This is a genomic window from Selenomonadales bacterium 4137-cl, assembly GCA_032334055.1.
GTDB classification, from domain to species: domain Bacteria; phylum Bacillota; class Negativicutes; order Sporomusales; family UBA7701; genus Anaeroselena; species Anaeroselena agilis.
This window is the reverse complement of record JAUOZS010000001.1, coordinates 2800516-2818722: the sequence shown is the minus strand read 5'-3', so window position 1 is coordinate 2818722 and position 18207 is coordinate 2800516. Positions and strand designations below refer to the sequence as shown.

Genomic DNA, 18207 nt, shown 5'->3' with positions numbered 1-18207 from the left:
AAGAGGCTGTCCGGCAGCCTCTTCCGCGGGAATACTTATTTAGACCGTGAACCGGCGCAGGGCGGTCTGGAGGTTCTGGGCGAGCTGCGCCAGGCTCTGGCTGGAGGCGGCGATCTGCTCCATCGTGGCCGACTGTTCCTCAGTCGCCGCCGAAACGGACTCCGTATCGGCCGCCGTCGTCTTGCTCACCTCGTCGATAGCCTTCATCGACGCCACGATCTGCTGGCTGCCGTCGGCCATCTGGCGGATGGCGGCGGCCATATCCCCGGACTGGGCGGAAGCCTGGTCGACGAGGGTGAGGATATGCTCGAACGCCTGCCCGGCGTTGTTGACCACCTCGCTGCCGGCCTTGACCTCCTGCGTGCCGGTGTTCATCGCCGTGACCGCCCTGTCGGTATCGGCCTGGATGGCTCCGATCAGCTCGCTGATCTGCATCGACGCCTCCTGCGACTGCTCGGCCAACTTGCGCACCTCCTCGGCCACGACGGCGAAACCGCGGCCCGCTTCGCCCGCCCGGGCCGATTCGATGGCGGCGTTGAGGGCGAGAAGATTGGTCTGGCCGGCGATACTGGAAATAGTGTCAAGTATCTGACCGATCTCCTTGGACCGCTCGCCCAGCGTCTGGACGATCCGGGCCGAATCGGCCACCGTCGTTTCGATATTCGCGAACTGTTTCACGGCCGTGGAAATCTGTTCCGTGCCTTTGCCGGCCGCTTCGGCCGCTTCGGCCGAGGTGGCGGCGACGACCTCGGCGTTGGCGGTCACCTGCTCAACGCTGGCCGACATCTGTTCGACAGCCGCCGCGCTCTCCTCCACCGCCCGCAGTTGGGCCGCCGAGCCCTGAGCCACGCCGCCGATCGCCTGGGCGACCTGGGTGGCTGTCACGGCGGCCTGGTCGGCGCTGGCGTTAAGCTGCTCGCTCGACGCTGCCAACTGTTCGGCCGATTCGGCCACCTGCCTGATCAGCCCCCGGAGATTATCGGTCATCGCATTGATGGCGGTCGCCACCTGACCGGCTTCATCGCGGGAGTCCACCGTCAGCGCCTTCCCCGCCAGATTGCCGGCGGCAACCTCCCTAACGGCGGCGGCCACCTGTTTGAGCGGCCTGGAGATCATACGGGCGATGGCCAGCCCGAAGACGATGACAATCAGCAACGCCGCCAGCCCGATAGCGGTCAGCGTCGTGCTGGCCACCGTCACGCCACGGGAACTTTGCGCATGGGCGTTGCGGGCTTTCGCGTTGAACTCGTCCGCTATGTAGCCCAGCTGCTTATTGATGCCGTCGAGAATCGGCATGTACTGGTAGGTATATATGAGGATAGCCTCGCTTGTCTTGCCCTCCGCCGACAGCTTCAACACCCCGTTGCGGCCGTTGCGGTAGCTTCCCAGCATCGACGTAAGCAGCTCCAGATTGCGGCGCTGATCCTCGCTCAGCCTGGTTTTGTCAAGCTCCAGCAGATAAAAGTCGACCTTCTCGCCGCGTGACTTCAAACCGTCCAGCAGCGCCTTGCGGCGGTCGACGTCCTTGGTCAGCAGGTATTCGAGCACAACCGACTGGGCTGACTTGATCTCGATCTGGACTTCGTCGATCAGCTTCACGGCCCGCAGCTCGTTTTTGTTCAGATCCTGCATCACGGCGTCGGTCTTGGCAAGGAAATAGTAGCCGGTTACGGCGATCGTCGCCACGAAAAAGGCGGCGATGAACACTAGGACGGAAAGCTTGGAGGCGATGCTGAGGTTTCGGAAGAATTGCAAGGACGCTCAACTCCTTTTGCCAGGTCTGCTTAGCTCTGGTAGAAAATAATGGTAAAACTAATTGTTGAATTATTCGACACAATTCGCGCAAAATCCTCCCCCGTCATCTCGCGTATTGACGCGGCTGCGGTATGAGGCCTTCGCCGGCTACACACCGATACCTGTCTTAGCTATCGCCGCCGAGGTCCCCGGCAGGGCTCAAAGCCGCCGGAGGCGCCGCTTTTGCCGTATGCGCGCAACCTCGTTGACACCATTTGTCGGCCCAGGTAAAATAATAGTGCAACTGAATAACCTCGTATAATTTTGGGGATACGGCCCAGAAGTTTCTACAGGCAACCGTAAATTGCCGGCTACGAGTGAAAAAGCCACCTGGGGACCAGACCCCGGCGGGGATTTTGCTCATCGGAAAAAGCGAAATCCGCCGCCGGGTTTTCTTTTTATGGGAGGGAGGACATCATGTTTACAGTCAAAGAACTCGTCCGGCCGCAGACGCTCGCTGAAGCCTACCGGACGCTGACGGAGCATCCCGACAACGCGCTATTGGGCGGTTGCGCCTTCCTGCGGCTGGGCAACAGGAAGATCGCCGCCGCTGTCGACCTTTCGCGTATCGGCCTCGACTACATCCGCGAAACGGAAGGCTTCATCGAGGTCGGGGCGATGGCGACCTTCCGCGCCCTGGAAAACCACCCCGCCTGCCGGGAAAATTTCTCCGGCATGCTGCCCCGCGCGGTCGGCAACGTTCTCGGCGTCCAGTTCCGCAACCTCGTCACCGTCGGCGCCTCGGTCTTCTCCAAATACGGCTTCTCCGACCTCATCACCGCCCTCCTGGCGCTCGACACCGACGTCGAGCTGCACGCCGGCGGCCGGATGCCGCTGGCGGTCTTTTTGGACAAGCCGTACACCAGAGATATTCTCACCCGGATATATATAAGGAAGGACGGCCGCGCCGCCGCCTACCAAAGCCTGCGCAACTCGGCCAGCGACTTTCCGGTCGTCAACGCCGCCGTTGCCCGCCTTGGCGACCGGTGGACGGTCGCCGTCGGTGCCAGGCCGGCCGGCGCCAGGCTCGCCCCCGCGGCGGCCGCCGCCCTGGACGGCGGCGCGGACCCCGGCGAAGCCGCCGCCCTGGCTGCCGGCGAACTTGCCTTCGGAGGCAACCTCAAGGCGTCGGCCGAATACCGCCGGGCGATGGCCGCCGTCCTCGTCAAACGCGCCGTGCTGGAGGTGTCGAAATGCGCATCGAAGTAACCATCAACGGTCACAAAACCGCCCTCGAAGTGGCGCCTGACGAAATCCTCGCCGACACCCTGCGGGCCGCAGGCTTCGCCAGCGTCCGCCGCGGCTGCGACACCACCAACTGCGGCCTCTGCACCGTATGGGTGGACGGCAGGCCGACCCTCTCCTGCGCCATCCTGGCCGCGCGGATGGACGGCCGCGACATCACCACCATCGAAGGCGTCGCCGGCGAAGCGGAAGCGTTCGCCCGCCTGCTCGTAGCCGAGGGCGCCGAGCAATGCGGCTTCTGCAGCCCCGGCTTCATCATGACCGTGCTGGCGATGAAACGCGAACTGGCCGATCCCACCGACGACGAAATAATCCACTACCTCACCGGCAACCTCTGCCGCTGCACCGGCTACATGGGCCAACTGCGGGCGGTCAAAAAGTTCCTGGAGGTGCGGCCATGAAAATCGTTGGCAAAGGCGTCGCCAAGATCGACGGGCTGGCCATCGCCACCGGCAAGCCGCTGTATACCGACGACCTCGTCCCCGCCAACGCCCTGACGGTCAAAATTCTCCGCAGCCCCCACGCGGCGGCGCGCATAAAAGCCATCGACACCGTCGCCGCCGAGAGCGTCGAAGGGGTGGCCTGCGTCCTCACCCATAAAGACGTGCCCCAAGCCAGATTCACCCTCGCCGGCCAGACCTATCCCGAGCCCTCGCCCTATGACCGGCTCATCCTCGAAGACCTCGTCCGCTACGTCGGCGACGAGGTGGCCATCGTCGCGGCCGCCGACGAACGCGCAGCCCAAAAGGCGCTCGAACTCATCAAAGTCGACTACGAGGTGCTGACGCCGGTGCTCGATTTCGAGCAGGCCATCGACCACCCCGCGGTCGTCCATCCCGAAACCGACCTACACTGCAACTTCGACATCGGCCACAACCGGCTGCGCAACATCGCCGCCACCCACAAGGTCGAGGTCGGCGACGTCGCTGCCGAACTGGCCGCCAGCGCTGTCGTCGTCGAGGAAACCTACTACACCCAGGCCCAGGCCCAGGCGATGATGGAGACCTACCGGGCCTTCAGCTACCTTGACCATGCCGGCCGCCTCGTGGTGGTCAGTTCCACCCAGATACCCTTCCACGTGCGGCGACAGTTGGCCCGCGCCCTCGAACTGCCGGCCAGCCGCATAAGGGTCATAAAGCCCCGCATCGGTGGCGGCTTCGGCGGCAAGCAGACCGCGGTCGCCGAAATCTTCCCCGCCCTCGTCACCCTCCGCACCGGTCGTCCGGCCAAGATCGTCTACGAGCGCAGGGAAACCTTCACCGCCACCAACAGCCGCCACGCCATGCGCTTCAAAGTGCGCCTGGGGGCGGACCGCGACGGCCTCATCCGCGCCATCGACGTCGAGTGCCTGTCCGACACCGGCGCCTACGGCGAGCACGCCCCCACCGTCTTCTCCGTCGCCGGCGAAAAAAGCCTTTCGCTTTACAACAAGGCGCGCGCCGTCCGCTACGCCGGCCACGCCGTCTACACCAACAAGCTGCCGGCCGGGGCGATGCGCGGCTACGGCGCCACCCAGGGCTGCTTCGCCGTCGAATCGGCGGTCAACAAGCTCGCCGGCGCACTCGGCCTCGACCCGTCTGCGCTCAGGCTTAAGAACATCATCAGGGCCGGCGAGCTCGACATTTACCACAACCGCATCCTCGGCAGCGCGTCCCTCGACCGGTGCATCGAGCGCGGCCGCGAACTCATCGGCTGGGATGAGAAGTACCCCAGCCGCGACCTCGGCGGCAAAGTGCGGGCCGTCGGCATGGCGGTAACCATGCAGGGCTCCGGCATCGCCGGCATCGACACCGCCTCCGCCGAAGTCCGCCTGAACGACGACGGCAACTACACCCTCCTCCTCGGCTCGACCGACATGGGCACAGGCAGCGACACCATCCTCGCCCAGATGGCGGCCGAGGTGCTCCAGACGCCGCTCGACGCCATCATCGTCCACGCCGCCGACACCGACGTCTCGCCCTTCGACACCGGCTCCTACGCCTCCAGCACCGCCTATGTCACCGGCATGGCCGTCGTCAAGGCCGCCGGCGAACTCAGGGAAAAGATAATCGCCGCCGCCGCCGGCCTCATGAACGCCGCGCCGGCGGAGGTAACCTTCGACGGCGCTGTTCTCACCGGACCCGCCGGCGACAGACTCACCCTCGCCGAACTCGCCCAGCGGTCGGTCGTCGGCCCCGACCGGCGGCAGCTCGCCGGCTACGCCAGCCACGGCAGCCCGGTGTCGCCGCCGCCGTTCGTCGCCGGCTTCGCCGACGTCGAGGTCGACAAGGAAACCGGTAAAGTCGAACTGCTCGACTATGTCGCTGTCATCGACTGCGGCACCGTCATCAACCCCAACCTGGCGCGGGTCCAGGCCGAGGGCGGCCTCGTGCAGGGGATCGGCCTCGCCCTCTACGAAGACGTCAGGTATGACGAGCGCGGCGGCTTGCAGACCAATTCCTTCATGACCTATAAGATACCCAGCCGCAAGGACGTCGGCGCCATCCGCGTATTCTTCGAGGAAAGCTACGAGCCCACCGGGCCGTTCGGCGCCAAATCGATCGGCGAAGTCGTCGCCAACACCCCGGCGCCGGCCATCGCCCACGCCGTTCGCAACGCCGTCGGCGCGTGGCTGACCCGCCTGCCGCTCACCCCCGAAAAAGTATACGCCGCAATGACGAAACAGCCGAAGGAGAGAACCTGCACATGAGCACCGAAAAAGTCCATCCCGTCGACGAAATCCTCCCCAATGGCCAACTGTTCGCCTACGGCCTCCAGCACGTCATGGCAATGTACGCCGGCTGCGTCGCCGTGCCTCTCATCATCGCCAACGCCCTGGGTCTCACCAAGGACCAGCTCATCTACCTAATCAACGCCGACCTCTTCACCGTCGGCATCGCCACCGTCATCCAGTCCTTCGGCTTCCTCAACATGGGGGTTAAGCTGCCGGTCGTACAGGGCGTCTCCTTCGCAGCCGTCATGCCGATGATAATGGTCGGTAAAATGCACGGCATCCAGGGCATCTTCGGCTCGATCATCGTCGCCGGACTGCTGACCTACCTCATCAGCCCCTACTTCAGCCGCCTCATCCGCTACTTCCCGCCGGTCGTCACCGGCACCATCATCACCATCATCGGCGTCTCCCTCCTGCCTGTGGCCGTCCGCTGGGCAGGCGGCGGCGTGCCGGGCGCACCGGGGTTCGCCAGCCCCGGGAACATCGCCATGGCCTTCCTCGTCCTGCTGCTGACGATCGTTTACTACCGCTTCCTCAAGGGCTTCTGGAGCAGCATCGCCGTCCTGCTCGGCCTGGTTTCCGGCACCTTCATCGCCTTTCTCCTCGGCTTCACCGACTTCGCCAAGGTGGCCACCGCCCCCTGGTTCGGCATCACCACCCCCTTCGCCTTCGGCATGCCCACCTTCGACCTCACGGCCATTCTCACCATTTTCCTCGCCATGCTCGTCATCATGACCGAAACCACCGGCGACATGATTGCCGTCGGCGAAATGGTCGGGCGGCCGGTCACCCAGCAAGACGTAGTGCGCGGCCTCAGGGCCGACGGCTTTGCCACCATGCTCGGCGGCGTCATGAACACCTTCCCTTACTCCGCCTTCGCCCAGAACGTCGGCCTCGTCGGCCTCACCGGGGTCAAAAGCCGCTTCGTCGTCGTCACCGCCGGCCTTATCCTCATGGTCCTCGGCCTCTTCCCCAAAGCCGCCGCCGTCGTCGCCGCCATCCCTGCCCCCGTTTTGGGCGGAGCCGGCATAGCGATGTTCGGCATGGTCGCCGCCAGCGGCATTCGCGTTCTCGGCAAAGTCTCCTTCGCTGGCAACAACAATGCCATGATCGTCGCCGTCAGCCTCGGCGTCGGCCTTATCCCCCTGGCCGTTCCCACCTTCTACCACGGCTTCCCCGCTTGGGCGAAGCTCTTTCTCCACAGCGGCATCACCACCGGCAGCATCATCGCCGTGCTCCTCAACTACTGTTTTAACGAACTTGGCCGCGCGGCCGCCACGACCGAAAAAGCCCTTTCCGAATAAGCCCCAGGCGGCCCGGGTGCGACCGGGTCGCTTGTTTTTTTCCGTGCTGCCTCGTCCAAAAAATGCCGGGCATTGCGCCCCCTTTTTTACAGACACTATGAATAACAACCGTAAAAAGGGGGCTTTTGTTGTGAAGCATAACGCCGGTAGACACAAAGGTTACCGCCATAGAAGCCTGAAGAAGAAATACCGGCGCCTCGCCGCCGCGGTCGCCGGAGCCTTCGTGCTGTCCGCGGCCGGCATGCCGGGCATTCCGCCAGCCGTCGCCCACGCCGCCCCTCCCGACCCCAAACCCGCCGCCGCCACCCCGGGCGCCCAGCTCAAGGCCTCCGAACACGCCAAAAAGATCCGCGGCGAAGCCCCGGAAAACTTCAAGAAAGAAATCAAAATGGTTGCCACCGCCTACGCTCCGGGGCCGCACGACAACGACCAGTGGGGCAGCAAAACCCATCTCGGCACCCAGGTCCGCCCAGGCGTCATTGCCGTCGACCCCAGCATCATCCCGCTCGGCTCCAAGGTGTTCATCCAGTATCCCGACGGCCATGGCGAATACGCCACCGCCGAAGACACCGGCGGGGCCATCAAGGGCAACCGTATCGACGTCGCCAAGTGGACGGTGCGGGAAGCCGAGAAATTCGGCATGCAAGACGTCAAGGTGTTTGTCGTCAACACCCCCAAAGACAAGGGCGTCTAAAAAAACCAAGGCAGGCCGGAGCCTGCCTTTAAAATTGCCGGGAATCCCCCATCCGCGCCCGTCACCGGGAGAGCGGTGCAGGATTTGACAAGCTCCGCAGCGAAGGACACAACATCTAACCAGCGCGGAGGCACCGACGATGACCGCCAAAAACATCCTGGACGCAGCCTCGCTCGCGAAGTGGTCGATAGATATCTTCGACTCGCTCAACGAAGGCCTGCTGATCGCCGACAAGGACGGCATAGTCCAGTACGTCAACGACCAATACCTGCGCATCATCGGCAAAAAAGCCGATGAAATCCTATTCCGCAAGCTCGCCGAAGTGCGCCCCGGGGCCATCCTGCCGACAGTCATCAAGACAGGGCAGGGCATGAACGGCGTCTACCGCACCGACGGAAAGGTCGAATACATCGTCGACATGTCGCCGATAATCGTCGCCGGCGAAATAATCGGTGGCGTATCCATCATCAGGGATATCACCGAGGTGCAGAAACTGTCGGCCGAACTTAGCAGGGCGCAAAACCGGCTCAGGGACCTCCAGGGAACGGTAAAGGAGATCCTCAGCGCCAGGTACACTTTTGACGACCTAGTCTACAACAACGCGGAATTCCGCGCCTGCGTCACGCTGGCCGAACGCGCTGCGGTGTCTGACGCCAACATTCTCCTCCAGGGCGAAAGCGGCACCGGCAAGGAACTGATAGCCCAGGGTATTCACAACGCCAGCGCCAGGAAGCACCGGCCATTCGTCGCCATCAACTGCGCCGCGGTGCCGGTCAACCTGCTCGAGAGCGAGCTCTTCGGCTATACCGAGGGAGCGTTCACCGGCACGAAGAAAGGCGGCAAACCCGGCCTCCTGCATCTCGCCGACGGCGGAACGCTGTTTCTGGACGAAATAGGCGACATGGGCAACGACCTTCAGGCCAAACTGCTGCGGGTCCTCCAGGAGAAAAGGGTCAGACGGGTGGGGGAGCTGGAGGAGAAAGAGGTCGATATACGCATCATCTGCGCCACCCATCAGGACCTGGAACTCATGGTGGAAAAGAAAAACTTCCGCGAAGACCTTTATTACCGCATAAACGTATTTCAGATAAACCTGCCGCCCCTCAGAAGGCGCCAGGAAGACATCCCGCTGCTGGCGCACCACTTCGCCGACAGCCGCTCATCGGCGCAGAAAAAGGTTTTCAAAATCAGCGCCGAAGTGGAAAAAATCTTTCTGGCATACGACTGGCCGGGAAACATCCGGGAACTGAGGAACGCGATCGAATTCGCCTGCAATGTCGTCACCGGCGACGAAATACTGCCGGAGCACCTTCCGCGCCGGATCTTGGCCCAGTCCGACCTGGACCGGTTTCTCGCCGGCGGAACCTTGGCCCAGCGTGTGAAAGAATTTGAGCGGCAAAACATCCTGCAACTTCTCAGGATACACGGCGATAACACGGCTGGGAAGAAAAAAGTCGCCGCCATTCTGGGCATATCGATCGCCAGCCTTTACCGCCGGCTGCAGGGCACTTATCATTTATGATAATTACTCGACACTGCCTTTATCAATATTGATAAGGCCCGACGCCCGACAATCCGGGGAGGATTGACCGCGTCGGCTATTTTTTTTATCAAATATGATAAAGAGGAGCCGGTTAAGCCGCCAAAATCGGCTGGCACGCGACTTGCATTTTAAGAGGGCATTACGAGCAAAGGAGGATCAGCTATGTTATCTTTATGGGGCTTCTGCATCATTGCGGCGTTATTGTTTCTGATCATGACGAAGAGGGCCTCGGTCATAGTCGCGCTCGTCGCGGTACCGGCGGTATTCGGCGCGCTGGCGGGCTTCGGCCCCAAGCTGGGGGCGTTCGCCTTCGCCGGGATCAAGAGCGTCGCTCCGGTCGGCGTAATGCTCACATTCGCCATTCTTTACTTCGGGGTGATGAACGACGCGGGCTTGTTCGATCCCGCCATCAAGCGGATCGTCAGGTACGGCGGCGGCGACCCGGTCAAAGTCGCCGTGGGTACGGCGCTGATAGCCATGCTGGCCCACATGGACGGCTCGGGCGCATCCACCTTCCTGATCGCCGTGCCGGCCCTGCTGCCGATCTACGACAAGCTGGGCATGGACAGAAAAGTACTGGCTTGCCTGGTCGCGCTGGGCGCGGGGACCATGAACATGCTGCCCTGGGGCGGACCGACGCTGCGCGCCGCCACCTCGTTGCACCTCAACATGACGGAACTGTTCAACCCCGTCATCCCGGCCCAATTGGCCGGCCTTGCCACCGTGCTGGCCTTTGCCTACCTGCTGGGACGCAGGGAACGGGCCCGTATAGGGGTCGTCAAGTTCGCGGAAGAAAGCGTCTCCGGTGAAGAGGAAAAGGTCGACCCGCTCAAACGTCCCAAACTGGTTTGGTTCAACGCCATCCTCACCATCGCGGCCATCGTCGCCCTGGTCCAGGGCAAACTGATACCCCTGCCCGTCGTCTTCATGGTGGCGCTGGTCATCGCCCTTATAGTCAACTATCCCGACGTCAAGATGCAGCAAGAGCGGATCGTCGCCCAGGGGAAATCGGCCGTATTCATGATCGCCATCATCTTTGCGGCCGGCATCTTCACCGGCATCCTGACGAAATCGGGCATGATCAAGGCCATGGCCGGCACGCTCGTCGCCATAGTGCCCAAGACGCTCGGAGGGCATCTGCCTGTTTTGACCGCCATCACCTCCATGCCGGCAAGCCTCCTCTTCGACCCGGATTCCTATTACTTCGGCATATTGCCCGTTCTGTCCACGGCGGCCGAAGCCATGGGGGTTGCCAAAGTTGAAGTCGCCCGCGCCGCCATCCTCGGTCAGATGACCACCGGCTTCCCGGTAAGCCCGCTGACCGCCTCCACCTTCCTGCTGGTTGGCCTCGCCGGCGTCGACCTCGGCGACCATCAGAAATTCACCATCCCCTTCGCGTTTGGGGTAACGCTCGTCATGACGATCGTCGCCGTCCTGACGGGAGCCTTCGTACTGTAACCCCTCGGCAACGGCGGCCGTCCGGGTTCGCCGCTGGCCGGCGCGGATAATCGCGCTATCAAAAACATTAGAGGTGATCCTATGAAAAAGATCCGGCTTGGCGCAGGGGCGGGCTACTCCGGCGACAGGATCGAGCCTGCCGTCGAACTGGCGGAAAAAGGGAATATCCAGTATCTGTGCTTCGAATGCCTGGCGGAAAGAACGATCGCCATTGCTCAGCAGGCGAAGATGAAAGATCCGTCGGCAGGCTACGACGCTCTTTTGGCCGCGCGGATGGAAGCTGTTTTGCCGGTCTGCAGTCAAAAAGGCATAAAAATAATCACCAACATGGGCGCGGCCAATCCTGAGGCCGGCGCGCGAAAAATCAAGGAAGTGGCCGGCAAACTCGGCGTCAAGGGTCTCAAGATCGCCGCCGTAAGCGGCGACGACGTCCTGGAAGCCATCCGCGGGCAAGAATACACCATCGAGGAAACAGGCGGGAAACTGTCCGCCATCAAGGATAAACTCGTCTCCGCCAACGCCTATCTTGGCGCCGGGCCGATCATCGAGGCCCTCAAGGGCGGAGCGGACATCGTAATCACCGGCCGCGTGGCCGACCCCGCGCTGTTTATCGCGCCGCTGGCGTACGAATTTGGCTGGTCCCTCGATGACTGGAACCTTATGGGTCAGGCCACGGTAATCGGCCACCTCATGGAATGCGCCGGCCAGATAACCGGGGGCTATTTCGCCGATCCCGGCTACAAAGACGTCCCCGGCATCGGCCATCTCGGCTTCCCGATCGCCGAAGTCAGCGAAGACGGCGCCGTCGTGATCACGAAAGTCCCCGAAGCCGGCGGCATGGTCGCCCTGGCCACCTGCAAAGAGCAACTGCTGTACGAAATACACAATCCGGCCGCCTACTTCACGCCCGACGTAGTGGCCGACTTCACCGGCGTGCAAATGGCGGAAATCGCCAAAGACCAGGTAAAAGTCACCGGCGGCAAAGGCGCGCCCAAAACCGACCTGCTCAAAGTATCCATCGGCTATGTCGACAGCTATATCGGCGAAGGACAGATAAGCTACGCCGGGCCGGGCGCCGTCGAGCGCGGCCGGCTGGCGCTCGACATCGTAAAAGAACGTCTCGGACTTATGGGAGTCAAGACGCAGGAATGCCGCTTCGACCTTATCGGCGTCAACGCCCTCCATGCCGAGAAGCTGTCGGCCGGACACGAACCGTACGAGGTGCGGGCGCGGGTCGCCGGCCGAACGGAAAACCTGCAGGAAGCGGTGCGCATCGGCAACGAAGTCGAAACCCTGTACACCAACGGCCCCGCCGGGGGCGCCGGCGCATGGAAATCCGCGCGGGAAGTGGTCGCGATGGTTTCGATCCTTATACCCAGGTCTCTGGTCAACTACTCTGTGAAGTACGAGGTGGTATGAGATGAAACTTCGCGAAATCGCTCATTCCCGAACGGGCGACAAAGGAAACACCTCGAACATCTCGCTGATCGCCTACGACCCTGCCAACTACCCGCTGCTCGCCAAGCACATTACCGCCGAACGGGTGAAAGCCTTTTTCGCCGACATCGTGCAGGGCGAGGTAGTCCGCTACGAGCTTCCCAACATCGGCGCCCTCAACTTCGTGATGTTTCAGGCGCTCGGCGGCGGCGTAACCCGCACGCTCGCCCTGGATATCCACGGCAAGTCGCTGAGCTCCGCCCTCATGAACCTGGAAGTTAAGGAATAAACCTTATAACGACAAACCCGCTTTCCGGCCGACTGGCGCCGGAAAGCGGGTTTGTCATTTATACGCGGGGACAATTCTTAAATCAGCTGACTACTTCAACAACGGCACGGTATTGGCCGCGTGGCTCATCACCGTGACGGTGTAATCCTTGCGGCCCAGCTTCTGCTCGGCGATGGCCATGGCCTCGTCCATCGAGGCGGCGGGAATCATGCCGGCTTTGGCGATAAAATCCCTGTTTTGCGGCAGGGTAACGACGATAAGCGCGATCTTCTTGGCGATCAAGCCGCACTTCAGGGCAATGAACCCCGGAACAGTAAACCCTTTGCGCAATTCGAGCTCGCGGTCGTACAGCGACTCGAAATCGTACCAGCCGCTGAAATCGGGCGGCTCCATGATATCCCGACACTCCAGCGTCAGAATGACGACCCCGCCTTCCTTAACGGCCATATAGGCGTTGTCGATGGTCTTCGATCCCTGGTACAGGTTGATATCTTTGGGGAACCCGCCGGCCGAGCCGATCACGAGATCCGCCTTGGCGTCGATCGGGACGCCGAAAATCTCCTCCACCGTGCGGCAGCCTGCCAGCCAGGCATCGTACCAATGGCCGGCGACAATCCGGGCGAATTTGCCCTCAGGGGTGAAAACGGCGTTAAGCAGGAAGGCCGGCTTGACCATCGCCGCCATCTCCGTCATATCCTCGTGCATATTGTTGCCGTCAAGCTTGCCGGACACGCAGTGGGGGCTGATCCCCTGCCCGACTGTGTCATGCAGGCAGAAGCTGTGATTGCCCTGGATGCTGTTATAACCGGCGACTCCCGGCATTACGGATTTGCGGCCGCCGCCGAAGCCGGCCATCAGGTGATAGACTATGCCGCCGGTCAAGATGACCTTGTCAGCGTTGGCCACCGTTTTGTGGATATAAGTATCCACGCCGCGGCTTGTGGTGCCGACCTTCACAAAGTCTTCGGCGGTGGGCGCGTGGCTCTGCTCTATGCCGATCCGGTCGACGACCTCCTGGCCGTATACCGTGACATTCTCCTGGTGGGTATGGTGGCGATGGGCGCCGAGGCCGACGATCAGCGTTATATCGCTATCCGGCACTCCGGCCGCGTTGAGCTCATCTAAAAGCGGCGGCAGGAAAAGATCGTGCCTGACCCAGGCGCGGGTTATATCGCTGACGATGATGCAAACCCGGTCGCCCTTTTTTACGATCTCCTTCAGCGGCGGGGTGCCGATGGGATTGGCGAGGGCGGCGTTTACAGCGGCTTTCACGTCAGCTATCGGCTCCACATGCTTGCCCTCGACCACATGCAGAATTTGCTTCGTCGGCAGGCTGACCGTCACTTCGCCGTTTCCGTATCCCAGATGAAACTCGGTAAACATAATATCTCCTCCTTATAGGAACTGCCGGCTTGTCAGCGCAGGCAATGATTTAGCAAGCTTTTTTTCGCTATTTGCGCAGCGTGAGCTGCACGTCGGGCTTGACCGCGAGCCAGGCGATGACGCCGATAACCGCGGAAGCGGCGGTAACCAAAATAGCGGCCTGCCAGCCGTAGGTAGTGGCGATCCAGGCCGTCAGCGTCGGTGCGGCGATGCCGCCGATATTTCCCCAGAAATTCATCCAGCCGGAAACAGAACCGGAGAACTTGCCGCCGATATCGATGCATGCGGCCCAGGAAGCGCTGAAGGTCAGACCCAGCGAGCCCAGCGAAATGGTAAGCCACAGCACGTTCATGTAAGGCGTGGTGGCGACGGCTCCCAGATACAGGGCCACGCAGCAGATCATGAGGCCCAGCGAGCCGAACAGGGTGCGGGCTTTAGCCTTGGACAAGCCTTTAGCCACCAGCTTGTCGCTAACATACCCGGTCGCGAAAGTCAAAATGCACAAAAGCCCCCAGGGGAAAGCGGCCGCGATGCCCATCTTGGCGAGGGAAAACTTCTGCGCCTCCATGAGATAAAGCGGCAGCCACGCCAAAAACACATACATGATATAGTCGGTGATGAAATACTGAATGCCGATGGCCCAAAACTGGCTTGAGCTCATGAAAGCTTTCCAGGGGGCCAGCTCTTTCTTCTCTACCGCGGCGACATCCATGCCTTCCTCAATATGCTGCAACTCGGCTTCGTTGACGAAGCGGCTGCTGCGCGGCGTTTCGGCCGCGAAAAAGTGCCAGGAGGCAGCCAGGACCACGCCGACCAGACCAAACACGACAAACACCGACTGCCAGCCCCAGGCCAGCATCAAGGCCACGGTCACCGCCGGCCCGAAGACAGGCCCGATGAAGGCGCCGCCCAGTACGTAGGAAAAGCCCATCGCCTTTTCCGACTTGTTGAACCACTTATAGACAAAGTTGTTGAACGCCGGGAAAATAGGGCCTTCGCCAAGTCCGAACAGCGAACGGATGACCAGGAACGAAGGCAGGCCTTTGCCGAACGCCGTCAGCGCCGTAAACAGCGACCACCAGAGGACCGCCAGCACGGTGATGCGCCGGTGACCGAAATATTCGGCCATTATGCCGCCCGGTACCTGCATGATCGAATAGCCGACGAAAAACGCGGTCTGCATCAGGCCCATGTCGATTTTAGTGAGCTCGAACTCCTTCATAATTACAGGGGTGGCTACCGATAGGTTCACCCGGTCCATGTAAGCGATAAAGCTGATAAGAAACATCAAAATAGCCAGATTCCACCGGATGCGAGTTGGTTTCAAAGTTTCACCTCTCCCAAAATAAATGACAGACAAGCTTGAAAAACCGAAAAACCACCTGCCTCTTAAAAATGTAAACTCATACTTTACCAGTATATCACACTTATATCAGACTAGAATTAAGGAAATAAATTTAATACAGCAAATTTTTACGAAAAACATTGAGGGCAACGCCGCAAAGGTGAACTATCAGGCTGTCCCTATATTTACATAACAAAAAGCCCCGCATCTCTGCGAGGCTTTAAAATGCTGGTGACCCACGTAGGAATCGAACCTACAACCTACTGATTAAGAGTCAGTTGCTCTGCCAGTTGAGCTAGTGAGTCATGATGGCTGGGGAGGAAGGATTTGAACCCTCGAATGTCGGAGTCAGAGTCCGATGCCTTAACCAGCTTGGCGACTCCCCAACAGTAATATATTATATATTGTCGTGCAGAGAATATTCTAAACGAGTGGGGCCGATTTGTCAACCACCGCTAGCGGGAGACAACGCCAGCGGGCGGCACGATTGGGGACCACGCCCGCTATCCCGGGGGATAGCGGGCTATTTCGGGCCAAAACGGCCTTCGAACGCTTGCCCCGAAGGTCGCCGGGGCGGCTAACTCAGCAGCCACAGAAAAAGGATAATACACGCGAGAATAAGAATCGCCGGATAGAACAGCCAGAGAAACAGGAGCAGGACGAGCGGGATCGCGTACAGCCAAATGCTCCCGCCCGGCAGCCAGGACGAAATATCCGGCAGCCTGGCGGCCCCGCTCTCCGCCGCCTCACCCCCGTCTGCCGCCGCGAAAGCGTCGGTGCCAGCTTGCGGAGCGGATGCTTCCGTCACCGGGTCTGTCGCGATAACGATGGCTTCTTCCAAAAAACTTCCCCCTTTCATAATATCGCCGCCTGTTTTATGTTATTCGCCGGTTACCCGTAACGTAACCGGGTTTCTCCGCTGCCCCCGGCCGCGGCGTCTTCCCTGTGCAGGAATTACCGTCCCGGCATGGAATGATGATGGAAGAATACAGCCGCAAAAAGGCAGTGGTCGCGAACAGGAGGCTATGGGATGAATACACGCCCGCAATGCGGCGCGAATCCCCCGGGCAGCGCAGGAATTTATCCGAACTCCAACGGCCGGGAATTTTTCAGCCTGCGGTTCCGCCGCGGGGGCTGACACTATGGACTGTACTACGATCGTCGCCATCGGCGACTCCCTTACATACGGCTACCCGTACCCGCCGGAATACTCCTGGGTGCGGACCGCCGGCGACCAACTCGGGGTGCGGATGGTCAACAAAGGCGTATGCGGCGAGACGACCGGCGATATGCTCCGGCGGTTCGCCGTCGATGTCGCCGCCCTTAGGCCCGACTACGTCATCATCAGTGGCGGCTCCAACGACGCCTTTCTCGGCCTGGCGGCAGCCGAAGTTACCGGCAACATCGCCGCCATGGCGTCCGCGGCCCGTACGGGGGGCATAAAGACGGTCATCGGGCTGCCGCCGCCGGTAGACTACCGGGAAGAGAGCCTGCTTGCCGAGTACCGCCGTTGCCTGCGGACCTGCGCGGCCGAAAGCGGCCTGCCGACAATCGACTTTCACGCCGCGCTCGTCGACCCGGCTGCGGGCGGCTTGCGGCAGGACCTGCACACCGACGGCGTCCATCCCAACGAAGACGGCTACGCGCTCATGGCGGCCGCCGCCGTCGCCGCGCTCAGGAACCTCCTGACACGCTGACGGCGGCCCCCGCCCTTATGGGGCTATTTATAATCGCTATTGGGGCGCTATTTATATTTTGTAGAAAGTTAGTGCGCGGCGGCAGGTAATTTACAAAATTTGGCGAATATAGCAGGTGCTAACTGTAAAATTTTGGAGAAAGCGTAGTGTAAGCTGCATGAAAGGTCAGTTCTCTTATTGCGAGAACCGCCACGACACGCAGGCGGCTGCCCTGCGGGAAAGCGAAGAGCGGTTCCGGCTGGTATTCGAAAACGCCCCGATAGGCATGGTCATCGCCAACCTGAAAGGGCGCTTCATGAGGGTCAATCAGGCGATGGCCGACATCCTGGGGTATTCGGTCGACCAGCTGTCGGCGATGAATTTCGCCAGCATCACCCATCCCGAAGACCTCACCAAAGACATGTTTATGGTGAGCGAACTGCTGCACGACAAAAAACCGCGCTTCGTCATGGAAAAACGGTACCTGCGCAGGGACGGCGAAATAATAAACGTCACCATCCACGTGTCCCTCGTCCGCGACGCCCGGCGGCGTCCGCGGTACTTCATCGCCCAAATCGTCGACATAACCGAGCGGAAGCGCTACGAACAAACGATCAAACACCTCGCGTACCACGACCCGCTCACCGGTCTGCCCAACAGGGTCATGCTGCGGGACAAGCTGGCCGTCGCCCTCGCCCAGGCGCGCGGCAACAAAGACATGTTGGCCGTCATCTTTCTCGACCTCGACCGCTTCAAAGTCATCAACGACACCCTCGGTCACTACATCGGCGACCAGGCCCTCCGGCTCATCGCCGAGCGGCTCACCGCCTCGGTGCGCGGCAGCGACATCGTCGCCCGGCTGGGCGGGGACGAATTCACCGTCCTCCTGCCCGGCATCGGCGAAGAACAGGATGTTTTCACCGTCCTGAGCAAACTGATGGAAGCCCTCCAGCAGCCAATGCGGCTGGCGGACCGCGAATTCTCCGTCAGCGCCAGCATCGGCATCGCCCTTTACCCCCGTGACGGCCAGGAAAGCGAAGAACTGCTGCAGGTGGCGGACAAAGCAATGTATGCCGCCAAGCAGCGCAAGGGGATCGAATCGTAAAATCTCGGAGCCGTTACACCCCCATCTGCGGCCAAATAAAAAAGAGCGCTCGCTAGAGCGCCCTTTTTGGGCCTTTTACCGTCCTGCCCGGGACAATCTATGGCAGCCTTCCTTACAATGGGTAACCGGACGGAGCATCATCCAGACCATCGACGCAACCCCCTTTTCGATAACCTATTATATACTATTTTGGAAACCGCGTAAGAATTCCTTCCGACCGG

General features: G+C 61.1%; 15 protein-coding genes, 2 tRNA genes and 1 riboswitch. Of the genes, 11 read left to right on the top strand and 6 right to left on the bottom strand.

Annotated elements, in window-relative coordinates:
- Positions 1 to 39 precede the first annotated feature (39 nt).
- Positions 40 to 1755: a HAMP domain-containing methyl-accepting chemotaxis protein gene (locus Q4T40_14840; protein ID MDT8902523.1), complete on the bottom strand. Its 1716-nt coding sequence runs from the start codon at positions 1753 to 1755 to the stop codon at positions 40 to 42.
- 273 nt (positions 1756 to 2028) lie between these two features.
- Positions 2029 to 2128: riboswitch (purine riboswitch) on the top strand.
- A gap of 83 nt (positions 2129 to 2211) precedes the next feature.
- Here Q4T40_14840 and Q4T40_14835 point away from each other — a divergent pair.
- The 9 genes from Q4T40_14835 to Q4T40_14795 all read left to right on the top strand — a co-directional run bounded on the left by Q4T40_14835 (position 2212) and on the right by Q4T40_14795 (position 12477).
- Positions 2212 to 3003, top strand: a complete 792-nt coding sequence (locus Q4T40_14835) for an FAD binding domain-containing protein (protein MDT8902522.1) — start codon at positions 2212 to 2214, stop codon at positions 3001 to 3003.
- On the top strand, positions 2988 to 3440 hold the full coding sequence (locus Q4T40_14830; GenBank protein MDT8902521.1) for a 2Fe-2S iron-sulfur cluster-binding protein: 453 nt from the start codon (positions 2988 to 2990) through the stop codon (positions 3438 to 3440). Before Q4T40_14835 ends, Q4T40_14830 begins: the two co-directional genes overlap by 16 nt.
- Positions 3437 to 5728 carry a molybdopterin-dependent oxidoreductase gene (locus Q4T40_14825; protein ID MDT8902520.1) on the top strand — a complete coding sequence of 764 codons (2292 nt, stop codon included), beginning with the start codon at positions 3437 to 3439 and terminating at the stop codon, positions 5726 to 5728. Before Q4T40_14830 ends, Q4T40_14825 begins: the two co-directional genes overlap by 4 nt.
- Positions 5725 to 7056, top strand: a complete 1332-nt coding sequence (locus tag Q4T40_14820; GenBank protein MDT8902519.1) for a nucleobase:cation symporter-2 family protein — start codon at positions 5725 to 5727, stop codon at positions 7054 to 7056. The genes Q4T40_14825 and Q4T40_14820 overlap by 4 nt, the downstream gene beginning before the upstream one ends.
- Before the next feature lie 130 nt (positions 7057 to 7186).
- Complete coding sequence (locus Q4T40_14815; protein ID MDT8902518.1) at positions 7187 to 7750, top strand: 3D domain-containing protein; 564 nt, start codon at positions 7187 to 7189, stop codon at positions 7748 to 7750.
- A 139-nt stretch (positions 7751 to 7889) separates the two neighbouring features.
- Positions 7890 to 9272 carry a sigma 54-interacting transcriptional regulator gene (locus Q4T40_14810; GenBank protein ID MDT8902517.1) on the top strand — a complete coding sequence of 461 codons (1383 nt, stop codon included), beginning with the start codon at positions 7890 to 7892 and terminating at the stop codon, positions 9270 to 9272.
- Between the two features lie 183 nt (positions 9273 to 9455).
- Complete coding sequence (locus Q4T40_14805) at positions 9456 to 10751, top strand: citrate:proton symporter (protein MDT8902516.1); 1296 nt, start codon at positions 9456 to 9458, stop codon at positions 10749 to 10751.
- Between the two features lie 81 nt (positions 10752 to 10832).
- A complete protein-coding gene (locus Q4T40_14800) occupies positions 10833 to 12170 on the top strand; it encodes an acyclic terpene utilization AtuA family protein (GenBank protein MDT8902515.1) in 1338 nt (445 codons plus the stop codon).
- A 1-nt stretch (position 12171) separates the two neighbouring features.
- The gene (locus Q4T40_14795; GenBank protein ID MDT8902514.1) at positions 12172 to 12477 is read left to right on the top strand and encodes a hypothetical protein; all 306 of its coding nucleotides are present in this window, start codon (positions 12172 to 12174) and stop codon (positions 12475 to 12477) included.
- 90 nt (positions 12478 to 12567) lie between these two features.
- Here Q4T40_14795 and larA read toward each other — a convergent pair whose 3' ends face one another.
- From larA to Q4T40_14770, 5 genes are all read right to left on the bottom strand, one after another.
- A complete protein-coding gene (larA, locus tag Q4T40_14790) occupies positions 12568 to 13860 on the bottom strand; it encodes a nickel-dependent lactate racemase (GenBank protein ID MDT8902513.1) in 1293 nt (430 codons plus the stop codon).
- A gap of 67 nt (positions 13861 to 13927) precedes the next feature.
- Positions 13928 to 15187, bottom strand: coding sequence for an MFS transporter (locus Q4T40_14785; protein ID MDT8902512.1), 1260 nt, complete (start codon positions 15185 to 15187; stop codon positions 13928 to 13930).
- Between the two features lie 247 nt (positions 15188 to 15434).
- Positions 15435 to 15510, bottom strand: a tRNA-Lys gene (locus Q4T40_14780).
- A 4-nt stretch (positions 15511 to 15514) separates the two neighbouring features.
- Positions 15515 to 15591, bottom strand: a tRNA-Gln gene (locus Q4T40_14775).
- A 191-nt stretch (positions 15592 to 15782) separates the two neighbouring features.
- Positions 15783 to 16046 (bottom strand): hypothetical protein, encoded by a 264-nt coding sequence (locus Q4T40_14770; protein MDT8902511.1) that lies wholly within the window; start codon positions 16044 to 16046, stop codon positions 15783 to 15785.
- Between the two features lie 301 nt (positions 16047 to 16347).
- On the opposite strand from Q4T40_14770, the gene Q4T40_14765 reads away from it, so the two are divergent.
- Entirely contained in the window at positions 16348 to 16902 is a 555-nt protein-coding gene (locus Q4T40_14765) for a GDSL-type esterase/lipase family protein (protein MDT8902510.1), read from the top strand.
- Positions 16903 to 17059: 157 nt separating this feature from the next.
- A complete protein-coding gene (locus Q4T40_14760) occupies positions 17060 to 17986 on the top strand; it encodes a diguanylate cyclase (protein MDT8902509.1) in 927 nt (308 codons plus the stop codon).
- The last annotated feature ends 221 nt before the right edge of the window (positions 17987 to 18207 follow it).